The 14885-nt window shown below is 69.2% G+C and carries 11 protein-coding genes and 1 pseudogene; 4 read left to right on the top strand and 8 right to left on the bottom strand.

Going from position 1 to position 14885, the window contains the following annotated elements:
* Positions 1 to 37: 37 nt before the first annotated feature.
* Positions 38 to 3640 (bottom strand): chromosome segregation protein SMC, encoded by a 3603-nt coding sequence (gene smc, locus POL67_RS23345; RefSeq protein WP_271920640.1) that lies wholly within the window; start codon positions 3638 to 3640, stop codon positions 38 to 40.
* Positions 3641 to 3899: 259 nt separating this feature from the next.
* Between smc and POL67_RS54280 the strand changes: the two are divergent.
* A pseudogene (locus tag POL67_RS54280) lies at positions 3900 to 4046 on the top strand (FmdB family zinc ribbon protein); the annotation flags it as partial.
* A gap of 26 nt (positions 4047 to 4072) precedes the next feature.
* Here POL67_RS54280 and POL67_RS23350 read toward each other — a convergent pair.
* Positions 4073 to 4210: a hypothetical protein gene (locus POL67_RS23350; RefSeq protein ID WP_271920642.1), complete on the bottom strand. Its 138-nt coding sequence runs from the start codon at positions 4208 to 4210 to the stop codon at positions 4073 to 4075.
* Positions 4211 to 4360: 150 nt separating this feature from the next.
* On the opposite strand from POL67_RS23350, the gene POL67_RS23355 reads away from it, so the two are divergent.
* A complete protein-coding gene (locus POL67_RS23355; protein WP_271920644.1) occupies positions 4361 to 5479 on the top strand; it encodes a bifunctional chorismate mutase/prephenate dehydratase in 1119 nt (372 codons plus the stop codon).
* Complete coding sequence (locus POL67_RS23360; protein ID WP_271920646.1) at positions 5476 to 6525, top strand: hypothetical protein; 1050 nt, start codon at positions 5476 to 5478, stop codon at positions 6523 to 6525. Before POL67_RS23355 ends, POL67_RS23360 begins: the two co-directional genes overlap by 4 nt.
* A gap of 178 nt (positions 6526 to 6703) precedes the next feature.
* Here the strand turns inward: POL67_RS23360 and POL67_RS23365 are convergent, their stop codons facing one another.
* Both POL67_RS23365 and POL67_RS23370 read right to left on the bottom strand, forming a co-directional pair.
* The gene (locus tag POL67_RS23365) at positions 6704 to 7849 is read right to left on the bottom strand and encodes a hypothetical protein (RefSeq protein WP_271920648.1); all 1146 of its coding nucleotides are present in this window, start codon (positions 7847 to 7849) and stop codon (positions 6704 to 6706) included.
* Positions 7850 to 7982: 133 nt separating this feature from the next.
* Complete coding sequence (locus POL67_RS23370; protein ID WP_271920650.1) at positions 7983 to 8999, bottom strand: N-formylglutamate amidohydrolase; 1017 nt, start codon at positions 8997 to 8999, stop codon at positions 7983 to 7985.
* An 81-nt stretch (positions 9000 to 9080) separates the two neighbouring features.
* On the opposite strand from POL67_RS23370, the gene xerD reads away from it, so the two are divergent.
* On the top strand, positions 9081 to 9971 hold the full coding sequence (xerD, locus tag POL67_RS23375) for a site-specific tyrosine recombinase XerD (protein WP_308789549.1): 891 nt from the start codon (positions 9081 to 9083) through the stop codon (positions 9969 to 9971).
* Between the two features lie 122 nt (positions 9972 to 10093).
* On the opposite strand, the gene POL67_RS23380 is transcribed toward xerD, so the two are convergent.
* The 4 genes from POL67_RS23380 to POL67_RS23395 are packed head-to-tail and all read right to left on the bottom strand — an operon-like array spanning position 10094 to position 14863.
* The gene (locus POL67_RS23380; RefSeq protein WP_271920653.1) at positions 10094 to 11104 is read right to left on the bottom strand and encodes a DUF4340 domain-containing protein; all 1011 of its coding nucleotides are present in this window, start codon (positions 11102 to 11104) and stop codon (positions 10094 to 10096) included.
* Complete coding sequence (locus POL67_RS23385; RefSeq protein ID WP_271920656.1) at positions 11101 to 13059, bottom strand: Gldg family protein; 1959 nt, start codon at positions 13057 to 13059, stop codon at positions 11101 to 11103. The genes POL67_RS23380 and POL67_RS23385 overlap by 4 nt, the downstream gene beginning before the upstream one ends.
* Positions 13050 to 13772: an ABC transporter permease gene (locus POL67_RS23390; RefSeq protein WP_271920659.1), complete on the bottom strand. Its 723-nt coding sequence runs from the start codon at positions 13770 to 13772 to the stop codon at positions 13050 to 13052. The genes POL67_RS23385 and POL67_RS23390 overlap by 10 nt, the downstream gene beginning before the upstream one ends.
* On the bottom strand, positions 13769 to 14863 hold the full coding sequence (locus POL67_RS23395; protein ID WP_276075920.1) for an ABC transporter ATP-binding protein: 1095 nt from the start codon (positions 14861 to 14863) through the stop codon (positions 13769 to 13771). The genes POL67_RS23390 and POL67_RS23395 overlap by 4 nt, the downstream gene beginning before the upstream one ends.
* Positions 14864 to 14885 lie beyond the last annotated feature (22 nt).

Genomic DNA, 14885 nt, shown 5'->3' on the forward strand with positions numbered 1-14885 from the left:
CACCCCGACCCCTCTCCCGCAAGGAGAAGGGAGGGGATCACGCGACCGCCACGGTCTCGGCGGGTTTGTCCTTCGACTTCGCGTTCTCGTTGACCTTGACGCTCACGATGCGCGACACGCCCGGCTCCTGCATCGTCACGCCGTAGAGTACGTCGACGGACTGCATCGTGCGCTTGATGTGCGTGATCAAGATGAACTGCGAGTGCGCCGTCATCGAGCGGATCGCCTCGTTGTAACGAGCGACGTTCGCCTCGTCGAGCGGCGCGTCGACCTCGTCGAGCACGCAGAACGGCGAGGGCTTGAACTGGAAGATGGCGAAGATGAGGCTCACCGCCGTCAGCGCCTTCTCGCCGCCGCTCATGAGCTCGATGTTGCCGAGCTTCTTGCCCGGCGGCTGCGCGAGGATCTCGATGCCCGTCTCCAGCATGTCCTCGGGGTTCGTGAGCCGAAGCTCCGCCGCGCCGCCGCGGAACATCTTGGGGAAGAGCGCCTTGAAGCGCGCGTTGATCGCGTCGAACGTCGTCTTGAAGAGCTTCTTGCACTCGCGGTTCATCTGCGCGATCGCCTTCTCCAGATCGGAGAGCGCGCTCTCGAGATCGTCCTTCTGCTGCGCGTAGTACTTGTGCCGCTCCTCGGCCTCGGCGTACTCGCGCATCGCGTCGAGGTTCACCGGCCCCATGCGATCGAGCAGCTCGCCGAGCTCCTGGATGCGCGACCGGTGCTGCTGATCCACCGGTGCCCGCTTGTGGTAGTCGCCCACGACCGTCGGCAGATACAGCCCGCGGAATTTTTCGCGCACGCCCTCGATGAGGTGGTTCTCCTCGATGTCGAGCCGCGCGAGCGCCATCTCGTGGTGCCGGAGTTTTTCCGTCGCCTCCGTGAGATCCTGCCGGAGGCCCTTCAGATCGGCCTCCTTCGCCGCGAGCGTTTGCCGCGCCGCGTCGAGCCTGCGCCGCGCGTCCTCGAGCTGCGCGTGCGCCGTCTGCGCACGCTGCACGGCGTCGTCGAGCTTCTCCCGCGACAGCATCATCGTCGCCGCCGCCACGCCTGCGCCTTCCGCGCAGTCCGTCCGCTCCCCGTCGAGCCGCGCGATCCGCACGCTGAGCTCGTCACACGACCGCGCCAGCCGCTCCACCGTCGCCCGCGCCGCCGTCGCCCGCTCGCGCACGCGCGCCAGGCGCACCTTGCGCTCCGTCACCACCGACTGCTGCGCGATCACCCGCTCGCGCCACTCGGCCGCGAGCTCCTCGCTCGTCGCGAGCCGCCCGGAGACCTCCTCGCGCAGCCGCCGTCCCTCTTCGAGTTTTTCGCGCGCCTCTTCCTGCTCGCCGCCCGCGTTCTCCAGCGCGTCCATGATCTCTTCGAGATCCCGCTGCACCGCGCTGCGCCGTTTCTGCGACGCGGCGAGCTGCTCCTCCGCGCGACGGAAATCCTTCTCGGCCGTCACGAGCGCGATCTCGCTGGTGTGCGCCTCGCTCCGCGCCTTGTCCACGGCCGCCGTGAGCTCGGCGATGCGCTGCCGCTCGGCCGTCTGCGCTTCGAGCAGCGCCGTCACCTGATCGCCGAGCTTCGCCACGACGTCGTGCAGCTCGCGGATCTCCCGCTTCTGCTCCAGCATCCCCGCCGCGACCGCGTCGCCCGCGCCGCCGCTCACCGTTCCATCCGGACGGACCACCGTCCCGTCGAGCGAGACGAGCGTCACCGTCGCTCCCGACGTCGCGAGCCGGATCGCCGCCTCCGCCGTGCGCACGACGACCGCGTCGCCCACGAGCGCCCGCACGAGCGGCTCGTCCTCCGCGGAGAACCGGAGCCGCTCGAACAGCGGCCCCACCACGTCCTCGCCCGACGGCAACGCCACGGGCCCGCCCGCCACGTACCGCGGCCGCGCTGGCACGAGCGTCGCACGCCCTTGCTTCTTCGCCGCGAGCTCGCCGAGCAGCGCCGAGGCGCGCTCCGTGTTCGTCACGACGATCGCCTGCAGCTTGTCGCCGAGCAGCGCCGCGAAGGCCGGCAGCAGCTCCGAAGGCGCCTCGATCCGGTCGGCCACGAGGCCCACGATCGACGGATCCTTCGTCTTCAAAAGGCTCTTCGGCCCGGCGCCCACGCCTTCGAGCCGCGCGTGGATCTCTTCGAGCGCCCGGAGGCGGCTGCGCTTCTGGTTGTGCTCGTTCTTCGCCTGCTCGACCTTGCGATCACTCGCGACGGCCTGCTCGCGGAGCGTCTTCGCCTCCGCTTCGAGCGCGACCCGCTGCTCGCTCGAATCCTTCTTCTGTGCGGCGAGCTCCGCGACTTGCGCCGCCCCGATCTCCCGCTTCTTTTCGAGCTCTTCCAACTCGTAGACGAGCCGCCCGTGCTCGTCGTCGAGCTTCTCGCGGCGCACCATCATGTCCGAGAAGCGCCGCTCGTAGCCCGTCAGCGTCGCCTCGGCCGCCGCGACCTTCGCCGCCGCCTCCGCTGCCTGCTTGCGCAGCCGCGAGGCCTCCTGCTCGGCCTCCTTCTCGCCCGCGCGCACCTCTTCGAGCCGCTCGTGTTCTTCGAGCGCCTCGCGGTTCTCGCGTTGCTCCTCGGCCGCCACGTTTTCGAGCTGCTTTTCGAGCTCTGCCCGCTCGACCCGCAGATCCGCGATCGTCTTCTCCAGGTCCTGCTGCTCGACCGTGGCAGCGGCCCTGCGCTCTTCGAGGTGCTTGAAGCGATCCTTGGCGCGGGCGAGCTCGGCCTGGAACGTGCGCACGTCGTTGTCGGCGGAGAACGCCGCGTTTTGCGCCTTCTCGGCCTGCTCCTCGCTCTGGTGCGCGGCGAGCCTCTGCACTTCGAGCTCGGCGTCGCGCGCGGCGAGCGCCGTGCGGGAGGCGAGGACCTTTTCGGCGAACTCGGCCCGCGCCCCCGTCTCGCGCTGCCGCAGCACGATGATCTCCAGGAGCTTGTGCGAGGCCTCGTGCAGCATGAGGTCCTCGAGCTCCTTGCGGTAGGCGATGTACCGCTCGGCCTTCGCGGCCTGGCGCTTGAGCGACGAGAGGCTGCGCGAGATCTCCGAGACGATGTCCCCGATGCGCAGCAGGTTCTGCCGCGTCTGGTCCATCTTCTGCTCGGCCTGCTTCTTCCGGGCCTTGTACTTCGTGATGCCCGCGGCCTCCTCGATCAGCATGCGCCGATCCTCGGCGCGGGCCGACACGATGAGGCCGATCTTGCCCTGCTCGATGATCGAGTACGCCTTCGTGCCGACGCCCGTGCCGAGGAAGAGGTCCGTGATGTCCTTCAGGCGGACCTGGGTCTTGTTGATCAGGTACTCGCTCGTCCCGTCGCGGTAGAGCTTGCGGGTGACGGCGATCTCGGCGTAGTCCTTGTATTCGAGCGGGAGCTGCTGGGCGAGCTCGGGATCGGTGTTGTCGAACGTGAGCGTGACCTCGGCCATGCCGTGCGGCCCGCGCGACTCCGACCCGTTGAAGATGACGTCGGCCATGCTCCGGCCGCGCAGGTGCTTGGCGCTCTGCTCGCCCATGCACCAGCGGATCGCGTCGACGATGTTCGACTTGCCGCATCCGTTCGGCCCGACGATGCCCACGACGTCGACGTCGAAATGAACCACCGTCCGGTCGACGAACGACTTGAAGCCGGCAATCTCGAGCTTACGAATCCGCATCCGTCGTCACCGGCGAGGGGAACGGTCACATGGCGTCACATAATGCCACGTACCGCCACGCATCGCGCAGCGCTAGGGTTACACCCGCCAGGGGGGCGCGGCAAGCGCGATGGTCGATGGCGGGGTCGAACGGGGAGGGGGTCGAAAGGGCTGGCCACCGAAGACCTGGGTGGACAGAATGGCTGGCAGTCGCCTCGTCGCCTTGACAGGCGTTCAACGAAGCCGTACCTGCACGGCGAAAATACGAGAGGTATTCTTTATGCCTACCTACGAGTACGCCTGCACGTCCTGCGCCCACGAGTGGGAAACCGAGCAGTCGATTCGTGAAGATCCCCTCAAGGAGTGCCCGAGCTGCCACGCGGAGACCGCTCGACGGCAGATCTCCCGCGGCACGGGCTTCATCCTGAAGGGAAGCGGCTGGTACGCCGATCTTTACAGCTCGCCCAGCAACAAGTCGTCGTCCAAGTCCGAGAGCAGCACGAGCTCCTCCGAGAGCAGCTCCTCCTCGTCGACGTCGACCACGTCCTCGGACAGCACGTCGACCACGTCCTCGACGCCCTCGTCGGCCACGCCCTGAACCAACCCATCCACACGCGAAGCGGGCCTCTCGTCCCGTCGCCGTGAAGGGTTTCGAGGCAAGCCGGTTTCCGGCGCGGAGCCTCCAAGCGTGTAAGGCAAGGCCGCCCCGCGTCGGTCCGAGGAATGCTAGGTTGTCGGGGTATGGACGAGAGAAAGCGGCTCGATGAGCTTCGTGCTCAGCTTGCGGAGATCGATCACCAGATGCTCCGCCAGCTCGAACGTCGGGCGCGCGTCGCCCAGGACATCATCAAGCTGCGCAGCGGGACTGCTCGTTTTGCGCCCATCGCAGACGGGCAACACTTGCTCGCTCTCGAACGAGCCGCCGAGCCGCCCCTCCCAGCGAGCGCCGTCCGCCCGACCTTCGCCGCGATCGACGCCGCCTGCCGCGTGTTCGATGTAGCGCCGCGCGTCGTGTTCCTCGGCTCGGAAGGCGGCTTCGGCTGGATGGCCGCGCGGGAACAATTCGGCCCGAGCGCCGAGCTCGTCCGCGGCGAGACCGTCCTCGGCGCCCTCGACGAGGTCGTCCGCGAGCGCGCCGAGTTCGCCGTCGTGCCCTACGAGTCGCTCGAAGACGGCCCCATCTTCCCGACCATCCAGGGCATCGCCGCCGCGGATCTGAAGGTCGTCGGCGAGCACGAGCTCTCGCAGGTCCTGGTCCTCGCGAACGTCACGGGGAACCTGAGCGACGTCGAGAAGATCCTCGTCACGCCGCAAGATCACGGGGCCACAGTCCGGTATCTGGAGTCGAACCACCCGCGGACGGCCGTCGTCGACGTGCGCTCGCCGTTCGTCGCGATCGAGGCCGCCACGGAAAACCACGGCAGCGCCGCGATCGTGCCGCGCGGAGCGCTCGGCCCGGACACGCCCGTGCGCGTCGCGCGCGAAAACATCGGCGATCAAGGCGAGGTGCGCATGCGGTACGGCGTGGTCTCGCGCCTGCCGGCGCCGCGCTCGGGCTCCGACGCGACGGCGCTGCTCTTCGGCGTGCACGACAAGCCCGGCGCGCTGCACGAGATCCTCCAGCACTTCAAGGAGCGGAGCTGCAACCTGCGCCGCATCCAGTCGCGGCCCGTGCCGGGTGAAGGCTGGGAGTACGTGTTTTACGTCGAGGTCTTCGGCCACGTGACCGACCGGAACCTCGTCGCCGCCCTCGAGGGGATCAAGCGAGAGGCGAAGATGCTCAAGATCGTGGGCTCATTCCCGCTCGAGCGGCCCACGCACGTCACGCCCGAGGCGGAGGCTCGTCGTCGAACGTCATGACCCTTGCGGCTGCTCGCGCCAGCTCGGCGCGCTTCTTGGCTTTGGCCCTCTCCACCACGCTCCTCACCCTCGGCCCCTCCGGCTGCGGAGGCGGAGAGCAAAACGTCGTCCTCGTGGGCGGTCGGCAAGTCGATCCCGCGGTGATCGACCGGGATCCCGTCGCGCTCCTGCCGTCGTCCCCCGTGATGCTCGGCTACCTCGACGCCGCAGCGATGTTCCAGTCGAGCCTCGGCCCCGACGTCGGCTCGATCATCACGGCGGTCTTGCCGCTCGGGCCCGAGTCGAACTTCGTCCCGTCGCGGGACGTGACGCGGGTCTACGGCGGGATCTACGCGATGCAGGGCGCCGATTTCTGCGCCGTGATCCAGGGCAACTTCGACGTGGCCTCGATCCACCGCGCCGCCGAGGCGCGCACGAAGGTGAGCTCAGGCCTGCCCCTCGTGCGCTCGCGCTACGCGGACATGGACCTGTACACGGCGGGGAACGTGGGCTTCGTGTTGCTCACGCCGCACACGGCGCTGACAGGCAACGAGACGGGCATGCGTCGCGCGCTCGATCGGCTGCGGACCTCGGAGATCAAGCGCACGGTGCCGCCATGGATGATCGACCTTCTGAACACGCCCAACGCAGCCTTCGCGCTCGCAGGCGACATCAGCGGGCAGGGGACCATCGAAGCCGCGACGCAGAAGATGCCGTTTCTGACAGGGCTGCAGAAGGTGCGGACGCTCGGCAATTTTCAGCCGCCAGGCATGAACTTCGCCGGGTCGCTGACCTACGCAGACGCAGGATCGGCAGCCGCCGGGACGACGAACCTCGCAGATCTGCAGAAGCTCACGGGCTTCATGGGTCTGTTGTCGTCACTCGGGCTGATGGGACCCGCGCCGCAGATGCAGGTGGCGCAGCGCGAGAACGACGTCGCATTCACGATGCCCGTCGACACGTCATTTGCGCGGTTCCTGCTGGGGATGCTCGGCGACGTCGCGAAGAAGGCGACGACCGGGCAAGCGCCATCGAGCGGGTGGGTGTGGCCGCTGTTGACGCGGTGAAGTTGGCGTAGCGCCGGGGTTTCACCCCGGGCCCCGTCTGGTCAACGATGGGGCTACGCTCGGCAAGCCGAGCTACGCCCCAAACCCCGGGGCTCTCCACCCCTGGACCCGGGGCCTGGGCCAGCCCTGGACCTCAGGTGCATCGACCGCGATGCGGCCGATGCAAAGGCCCACGGTTTCAGTCCGAGGAAGACCAGTCCGACGCCGTCGGCGGCTGCGGCTTCCGGCGCGGCTTCTCCGGGACCGCCGCGTGGATGTCGATTCGCCGCGCGTCATCCGAGAGGCGCCACGCCAAGATCTGGAAGAGCCCCATCGCAGAGAGCCCCGTCGCCGCCACGAAAGCCATCGCAGCCAGGATCGTGCTCGTCGGCCCCTGCCACGTCGCAAACGCGCCGGGATGGCTGAGGTCCGCCATCGCGAGCTCCGTGCCAAGGCCACCAAGCACCCCGAGGCCGACGTACGTGCCAGCCCCCGTCGTCTCCGACCCCATGAACCCCACGAGCGCGGCCGCGACCACGACGAGCGCCACGAACGAGCCGATCGTCGCGAGCTCGGGCAAGAGCGCAGCCAGGCGCAGCACCGTCAGGATCACGAAGGGCAAAGCACACACGAACGCGCCGGCGAGCAGCCATCGAGCCCCGGCGTAAGCCCGGTAGCGAGCGCGGAAGAGCAGCGCCGCAGGCAAGGTCGTCGCAGCGAGCAGCCGCGCAAAGCCGAGCAGAGGCGCACTCGCGGCGATGCCCGCAGCAGGCCCGGCGCCGCCGAAGCCCACGAGGGCCACGAGCATGCCGAGCAAGAGCATGGCCACGCCGCGGTGGCGATAACTCACGCGCGTGAGCGCAGCCGCGAGCGTGACGCCGCCGAGCACGAACGACACGAGCGCGGCACCCGTACCGCCCGGACGCACCCCCACGAGCGGCAACGCGCCGAGCCCCGCAAAGCCGAGGCCCACGGCGGCGCACCAGAGCCGCGCGGCCTGCCGCGCAGGCTCGATCGGCGCGAGGTCCTCCATGAGCGCCTCGGACGCGAGCAGCGGCTTGGCCGGCGTCTCCCGCGGGCGCTCCTCGCTCCGCGGCGAGGACGGACCAAACGACGGAGGGGGCGACGACGTGTTCGCCGAGGTCGCCGGGAAGGGCGTCGTCTCGGCGGAAGAAACGAGCTTGGGGGAAACCCCGCTCACCGCGACGCCGTCGGAGGAGGCTTCGACGCCCTCGGCCGCGGCCGCCGCGCCATCCGCGACGACGGCGAGGTCCCGAGGCTTCGAGCGTGGGGCGCTCGCGGGCGCCTCGGCGGGCTCGGCTTCGGCGTTCGCCTTCGGGGCCATGGCGGCGGTGGGGTCGCTGCGGCGCGCCGATGGCGGCGGTTCGCTGCTCGCTGTCCCGGCGGGGGCCGGCCTCGACGAAGCCGGGCTGTCCATGTTCTGCGCTGGAGAGGCCATCTGGATCGCCCGCGGTCGATCAGGTACCGCCCGGAGCATACCCCCGGAGGGCGTCGAGCGTCGTGGGGTTTTCGGCGAAGGCGAGGCGGGCGACAAGGGTGCGGGCGAATTCTCGCACACTCTGGAAGCCTTGGGGATCCGTCCGTAACGTCGATTCGTCCATGTAGAGCCGTCGAGAGATCTCGACCTGGATGGCGTGGATGCCGCTCGCCGGAGTCCCGTAGTGGCCCGTCGAGAATCCACCCCGGTAGGGGTCGTCGTGGCGCACTGTGTAGCCGCAAGAGCGCGCGTGTCGATCCACGACATCGATTACCGCGGCGGAGGCGGTTGTCCGGCCGCGGGTGCCCGGGACGATGTCGGCCCGGGCGACCCCGGCGCTTTCATGGCCGCGGCGGGCCTGGCTCGGCATCGAGTGGGCGCAGAGGAGGATGGCAAAGCCGAAGCGGGCGCGCTTACGGGCGAGGAGCTGTTCGAGGACGCGGTGGTAGGGGCGATAGACGAGGTCGAGCCGGCGCTCGAGCTCGGCCCGGGGCAACCTTCTCGAGAGGATGGGCTCGCCGTCCGTCGTGAGGCGCCAGATGAGGCCGCGTGGCCAGGGCGCTCGACCTCCGCCGTCGACGGCGTCGTGGTCGACGTCCTGCTCGCCGCGGTTCAGGTCGACGACGTAGCGGCTCGCGCGGGCGTAGAGCAGCGTCGCGCCTTCGGCGGGCGCGTCTTCGAAGAGGGCGTCGACGTGCAGGTCGGCGTCGCGGGCGATGCTGCGCGCGGGCGCGACGGTGAACGACAGGGTCTCGGCGTCGAGGGACAGACCCGCGTGGGGCACCTCGACGACCACGGGGGTCTCGCCCCCTTTGGGCTCGATGACCTCGAACTGGGTGCTGGGCGGCGTCGCTCCGCCGGCGGAGCGGAGCCCCCAATCGTCGTATCGGGGATCGACCACGGCGAACACTCTTACCCCATAAAGCGCCCGGCCGCAGGTGAAGCGCTCGCCGGGAGCACGGAAGGGCCTCTTGCCTCGCTCGTGCGTCCGCCCCATGTACGAAGTTTCGTCCGCGCCACCCCCCTTGCGTTTCGCGCATTTCTTCGGCGGGGCCGGGAGCAGGGGTAGGCTCGTCGCGTGGACCTGCACGCCTGGGTGGACGCGTACCTGGATCACCTGCGCGTCGAGCGCGCGCTCTCGCCGCGCACGCTGGAGGCGTATGCCCGGGACCTCGCCAAACTCTGCGCTTTGTGCGAGGCGAGCGGGATCTCCTCGCCGGGGGAGCTCGACACGACGGTTGTCTCGACGTACCTCGTCGAGCTCGGCAGACAGGGGCTCGGCGCGCGTTCGGCGACGCGGCACCTCTCGGCGGTGCGGGGTTTTTCCAAGTTCCTGCTGCGGGAGCGGGCGATTTCGGCCGATCCAGCGGCGCTCGTGGAGCGGCCTCGGACGAGCCGCAAGCTGCCGAAGGTGCTCTCTGTGGAGGAGATCGGGCGCATCTTGGAGGCGCCGGATGGCCGCTCGTTCCGGGGCCTGCGCGACCGCGCGATGCTGCACGTGATGTACGCCGCAGGGCTCCGCGTGAGCGAGGTCGTGGGCCTCAAGATTGCGGACGTCGATCGCAAGCAGGGCGTCGTGTTCGCGTTCGGCAAGGGCAGCAAGCGGCGCATCGTGCCGCTCGGGGAGCCTGCGCTCGATGCGCTCGATGCGTATCTGGCTGTTCGGAAGGATCACCCGCGCGCGGCGATGACACCGGCGCTCTTCCTGTCACCTCGGGGCAAACCGCTCACGCGGCAAGGGGTGTGGAAGCTGCTCGGCGCTTATGCGCGTGGTGTCGGCGTGACCAAGCCGAGCTCACCGCACAAGCTGCGGCACTCGTTCGCGACGCACCTCCTCGAAGGGGGCGCGGATCTCCGCAGCGTGCAGGCCCTGCTCGGCCATGCGGACATCACGACGACGGAGATCTACACCCACCTCACAGACGATCACGTCCGCACCGTGTACCGCCGATCGCATCCTCGATCGTAAGGTCACCTCTGCATCGACCGCATCGCGGTCGATGCACCAGAGGTCCAGGGCTGGCCCAGGCCCCGGGTCCAGGGGTGGACAACCCCTGGTCGGGTCCGGGGTGAAACCCCGGCGCTACGCGTCTACTTGAGGATGGATCCGAGGTCCTGCTCGACCTGCTCTGCCGTCTGCTTGGGGACCTTTGCGTAGAGACGCGTGCGCTCGGTGCGTACGAAGTACTCCACGGTGCTCAAGGGATCCGTTGCTGGCACGCGGACGAGCTCGAGGAAGCCGAGCGACGAGCCTGCGGCGTACTCCACGCGGAGCACGTCCTGCTTGCCTGCGGGCTCGGTCATCACGTAGTCCGTCGGCCGTAGCCGATCGAGCTTCGCCATGAAGTTTGCTGCTGTCTCGTCCTTCTGATCGGCGGCTGCGGGATCGGCCCAGAACCGCTTGCCTTCGGGCCCGCCGCGTACGACTTGCCGCTTCTTCCCGCCGGCGCTGAGCTCTGCGGTCGAGACCTCGGCTTCCTTCCACCCGTGCAGATCTCGCTCCACGAGACGCGACTCCGCTGTGTCGAGGTCACGCACGGCGCTCCCGTCGATCACGTACGTCTCGCCCGTTTGCGGCTCGCGCACGTATCGATCGCCGCCGCCGGGCGTTGTCCCGCCCAGCACCAGCTTGCGCTCGGCGCCGCCGATCGTGACCGTGAGTGTGCCGTCGGGCTCGGCGAGACCGAACTCCGCTGCGCGATCGTCCGGGATGCGGCCGAGTGCGCGCAGGGCCTTCAGCGGCGCGAGGGACTCGACGAGCTTTTGCGCCACGCCCACGCTGACGAAGTCGGTCTTCGTCTTGCCGGCGGGCGTGGGGGGCGGCGCGCCTGCGTCGGGGGTTGCCGGCGGAGGCGCCGCCTCGCGCTCCAGCATTCCGAGGTAGTATGCGCCGAGTTTGTCCGACTTCGTTTCGAGCGAGACCTTGCGGTTCTTGCCCTCGAAGACGACCTTTGCGACGTCGGCCGGACGCCCTGACCACACTGTCGCTTCGGTCTGCACGAGCGCCTTTGGCTGCTCGTCGCGGGTCCACACGGCCACCGCGCTGGCCGACGCCAGCACGAAGAGCCCTACGTGGACGAAGAGACCACGTCCCACGCTCATGCCTTCCTCCCGGCCATGCGGCGTGCCCGCCGCGTCACGAGGAGCCCCACGCCGAAGAGGAGCGCCGGAGCCCCGATGATCGTGCCGTAGAACCAGTACGTGTCCTTCTGCTTCGTGTGCTCGATCCGCACGTCCTCGGGCGTCACGATCTCCCCGCTGAAGCTCTCGTCGCCGCCGAGCCAGCGCACCGCGTCCATGGCGAAGAGCTGGTTCGTCTCGGCCACCCCGAGCGCGAGATCGCTCAGCGCGTCCGCGTCCGCGATCACGAAGGCGCGCATCTCCTGCGGGCCCTTCACCTTGGCCTTGTCCACGCCGTCCGCGAGCGGCTTCGTCACGGCTGCGGCCAGGTTGAACGTCGCCTTCTTCTCGTCACCGTCGATCTCGTAGTTGCCGTTCTTGTCGGCGAAGGCTGCGCCCGACGAGCGGAGGACGAAGTCCACCTTCGGCTCGGATCCGGCTTTTTTGTCGAGCGATCCGGCCACGGGCACGAGCACGACGGCGCGCTGCGAGACGCGGCTCAGCGTCGAGACCGAGGCGTGCGACGAGAAACGGTTCGAGACGAGGTTCGCCTTGTCCGACGCGTTGCGCCGCCGCGGCACGAAGAGCTGATCCGTCGTGGCGAGCACCGTCGGATCGAACGCGAGATCCGCGAGCGCCGCGAGGGGGGCGAGATCCCCCTTCGTTTCCGGATCCAGCGCGAGCAGCAGCTTGCCGCCGCGCGCCGCGTACTTCTCGAGCGACGTGATCTCCTCGGGCAGGAATGCCTGCGACGGGCCGAGCACCACGACGAGCGACGCGTCCTCGGGCACCACGTTCGCGAGGCCCTGCGGCATGCCGAGGTCCTTCACCACGTAGTTCTGGCTCTCCAGCAAGCGACGCAGGATCTTCGAGGTCCGACCCTCGGCCGCCGCCGCGCCCTGGCCCTCGTTGAGCTCGCCGTGCCCGACCGTGAAGTAGGCCGTCCGTTGCTCCTTCATCGCCTTGAGGAGGGCCTTCTGGAAGTCGGCGTCGAGCGTCTTCAGCTTCGCCGCCGCCTTGTTCATCTCCTTGTCGAGCGTGAGCGTCTCGCGCGTCGGCCCGCGCAGGATCACGATCACCGCGTCCTGCGTGACCTTGTTGTCCTTCGCGAGCTGCGGATTCAGCAGCCTGTCGTAGAAGCCGTACTTGAAGTTCGGCGCGCCCTTCGCGATGTCCGCGAGGTAGCCCTCGACCTCCAGGCCGACGTCGTTCATGGGCGGGAAGAACGCGCGCACCTCGACGGTGTCCGGCGCGCTCGTCACGATCTTCTTCGTCGACTCGCTCGCCTTCGCCGTGCGGAAGTACGAGAAGTCGACCTTCGCGTCGAGCTCGCCGGCCGCGTACGTGAAGAGCGCCGCGTAGGCCACCGCGAGCGCGAGCGAGAGGCCCGCGATGGTCGCCGCGCGCACGCGACGGCCCTCGACGCGGGGCGCGCGCCGCATGGGCGCGAGCGCGATCTCGCCGAACACGAGTGGCACGACCGACACGAGGATCAGGACGACCCACGCGACCGTGCTCGCCCCGTCGAAGCGGGCGCGCTTGTCCGGCGCTGCGTCGAGGATGCCGAGCATGCGCCGGCCGACCTCGGTGTTGCCCGCGAAGTAGATCCCGAGGGCCACGAGCCCGAGCGCCGCGAAGAGCGAGAGCGCGCGCTCGATCTTCCGCCGCTCCGGATCCTTCTCGGCCGACGCTTGCACGAACCGGAGCGCCGTCGAGACCCCTGCGCCGAGCACGCCGAGCCCGGAGAACACGAGCCGCCACGTCTCGACGTTGCCGAGCATCCGCTCGCCGATGAAGACGAGCACGAGCGAGCCCACGAACGCGGGCGCGAGGAAGGGCGCGTAGCTCGGCGCCGCGGGGGCCTTGGCGCCCTTGTCGGCCTTGCCTTCGGGCGCCTTCTCGGCGGCCGGAGCCGCCTCTTTCGGTTTCAGCGCCATCGCCGCGCCTCCAGCGTCTTCGTGGCCGCGAGCAGGAAGAAGTACGTGACGGCCACGTAATAGACCACGTTCTCCAGCTTCAATACGCCGGTCATGAAGGGGAATTGCCGCTGGTGGTGCAGCGCCATTCCGGCGAGCACGCCGTTCACCGGCGGCTCGGTCACCTTCGCGACGAGCCAGAGCGTCACCATCACGGCGAGCAAGAGCCCGCCGAGGATCGCCGCCATCACCTGGCTCCGGCTCACGGCCGACGTGAACATCCCGAGCGCGAGCGCGGCCGAGCCGAGCAGCAGGATGCCCGTGTAGCCCACGGCCACGTGCCCGAGGCTCACCTTGCCGTTCACGAAGATGAGCAGCGGCATGTACACGCTGACCAGCGTGATGAGCGCGATCATCGCGAACGCCGCGAGGTACTTGCCCACGATGATCTCGATGTCCCGGATCGGCGCCGTGTTCAGCAGCACCAGCGTCCCGCGCTCACGTTCTCCCGCGAGAAGCGGGATCGACATGAGCACCGCCACGATCATCGTGACGCCGCTCGCGCCGTTGAAGAACTCGCGCAGCACGTCGGCCGACATGCGTGATCCGGACAGGCCGTTCGCGCTGAACCACACGCCCTCGACGAGCAGCGCCGCGGCCCCGATGGCCCAGCCGAGCAGGGATCGACCGTACGAGCCGATCTCTCTCCCCGCGACGAGCAGAGCGTTTCTCATGTCCCGCTCCCGTCCTCTTTCTCCGCCGCGGCGTCCTTCGCCCCGGCATCACCCTCGCCGGCCGAAGCGCGCGCCTTCTTCGCGCTCCTCTTGCCGGTCCGCTTCTTCTTCGGCGAGGCCCCGGCGCCGTCGCCTGTCGTCTCCGCGCCCGCGAGCTCCAGGAACACGCTCTCGAGCTCCCGCTCGCCGCGGCGCACCTCGAGCAGGCCGATCTCGGCCGTCACGAGCGCGCGGCACACCGCCTCGCGTGCGTCGCCCTCGGACTCGATCCGGAGCGCGATCACGCCCTCGCCGCTCTCCGCCGCGTCGATGGCCTCGACCGACACCACACCCGGCACGGCGCTCACGGCCTCCTTGGCCTTCTCCTCGTCGCCGCGCACCGTCACCTCGGTGCGCTGGTTCTTGACGAGCTTCGCGCTCAGCTCGGCCTCGGTGCCGCTCGCGGCGATCTGGCCGTCGCGGATCACGAGGAGGCGATCACACGTCTCGCTGATCTCCGAGAGAATGTGGGAGGATAGAAGGATCGTGAGCTCGCCCTTCAGGCCGCGAAGCAGCTCCCGCATCTCCACGATCTGCACAGGATCGAGGCCGCTGATCGGCTCGTCCAGCACGAGCAGCTTCGGCCCGTGCACGATGGCCTGGGCGATGCCGACACGTTGCTTGTAGCCGTGCGACAGGGACGCGATGAGCTGGTCCTGCACCTCGGCGAGCGCCGTCGCCTCCAGCACCTCGGGCACGCGTTTGTCTGCGGAGGCCTTCGAAAGGCCCCGCAGGCGTGCGGCGAAGTGCAGGTAGGCGCGGACCGTCATCTCGCCGTAGAGCGGCGGCGTGTCCGGCAGGTAGCCGATGAGCGACCGCACCTCGTGGGGGCTCTCCACGACGTCGAGCCCGTTCACGCGGACGGAGCCCGAGGACGGGAGCAGGTCGCAAGCGAGGATGCGGAGCGTCGTGGTCTTTCCGGCGCCGTTGAGCCCGAGCAAGCCCACGATTTCGCCGGCTTCGATGGAGAACGAGAGCGGTCCGACCGCCCTTCTCTCCCCGTAGTACTTGTAGAGGTCGACGATTTCGATCACGGCAAAAGCCTTCGTCATGCGCCGCCGTTTCCCCGGCGAC

It is taken from the genome of Polyangium mundeleinium (genome assembly GCF_028369105.1).
Lineage (GTDB): Bacteria > Myxococcota_A > Polyangia > Polyangiales > Polyangiaceae > Polyangium > Polyangium mundeleinium.

What these genes read in the sequence shown, in the direction of transcription:
- POL67_RS23365 (WP_271920648.1), bottom strand. Translation starts at nt 7,849, where the DNA reads ATGGCCCCGAAGGCGAACGCCGAAGCCGAGCCCGCCGAGGCGCCCGCG.
- POL67_RS23385 (WP_271920656.1), bottom strand. Translation starts at nt 13,059, where the DNA reads ATGGCGCTGAAACCGAAAGAGGCGGCTCCGGCCGCCGAGAAGGCGCCC.
- smc (WP_271920640.1), bottom strand. Translation starts at nt 3,640, where the DNA reads ATGCGGATTCGTAAGCTCGAGATTGCCGGCTTCAAGTCGTTCGTCGAC.
- POL67_RS23360 (WP_271920646.1), top strand. Translation starts at nt 5,476, where the DNA reads ATGACCCTTGCGGCTGCTCGCGCCAGCTCGGCGCGCTTCTTGGCTTTG.
- POL67_RS23355 (WP_271920644.1), top strand. Translation starts at nt 4,361, where the DNA reads ATGGACGAGAGAAAGCGGCTCGATGAGCTTCGTGCTCAGCTTGCGGAG.
- POL67_RS23370 (WP_271920650.1), bottom strand. Translation starts at nt 8,999, where the DNA reads ATGGGGCGGACGCACGAGCGAGGCAAGAGGCCCTTCCGTGCTCCCGGC.
- POL67_RS23390 (WP_271920659.1), bottom strand. Translation starts at nt 13,772, where the DNA reads ATGAGAAACGCTCTGCTCGTCGCGGGGAGAGAGATCGGCTCGTACGGT.
- POL67_RS23380 (WP_271920653.1), bottom strand. Translation starts at nt 11,104, where the DNA reads ATGAGCGTGGGACGTGGTCTCTTCGTCCACGTAGGGCTCTTCGTGCTG.
- POL67_RS23395 (WP_276075920.1), bottom strand. Translation starts at nt 14,863, where the DNA reads ATGACGAAGGCTTTTGCCGTGATCGAAATCGTCGACCTCTACAAGTAC.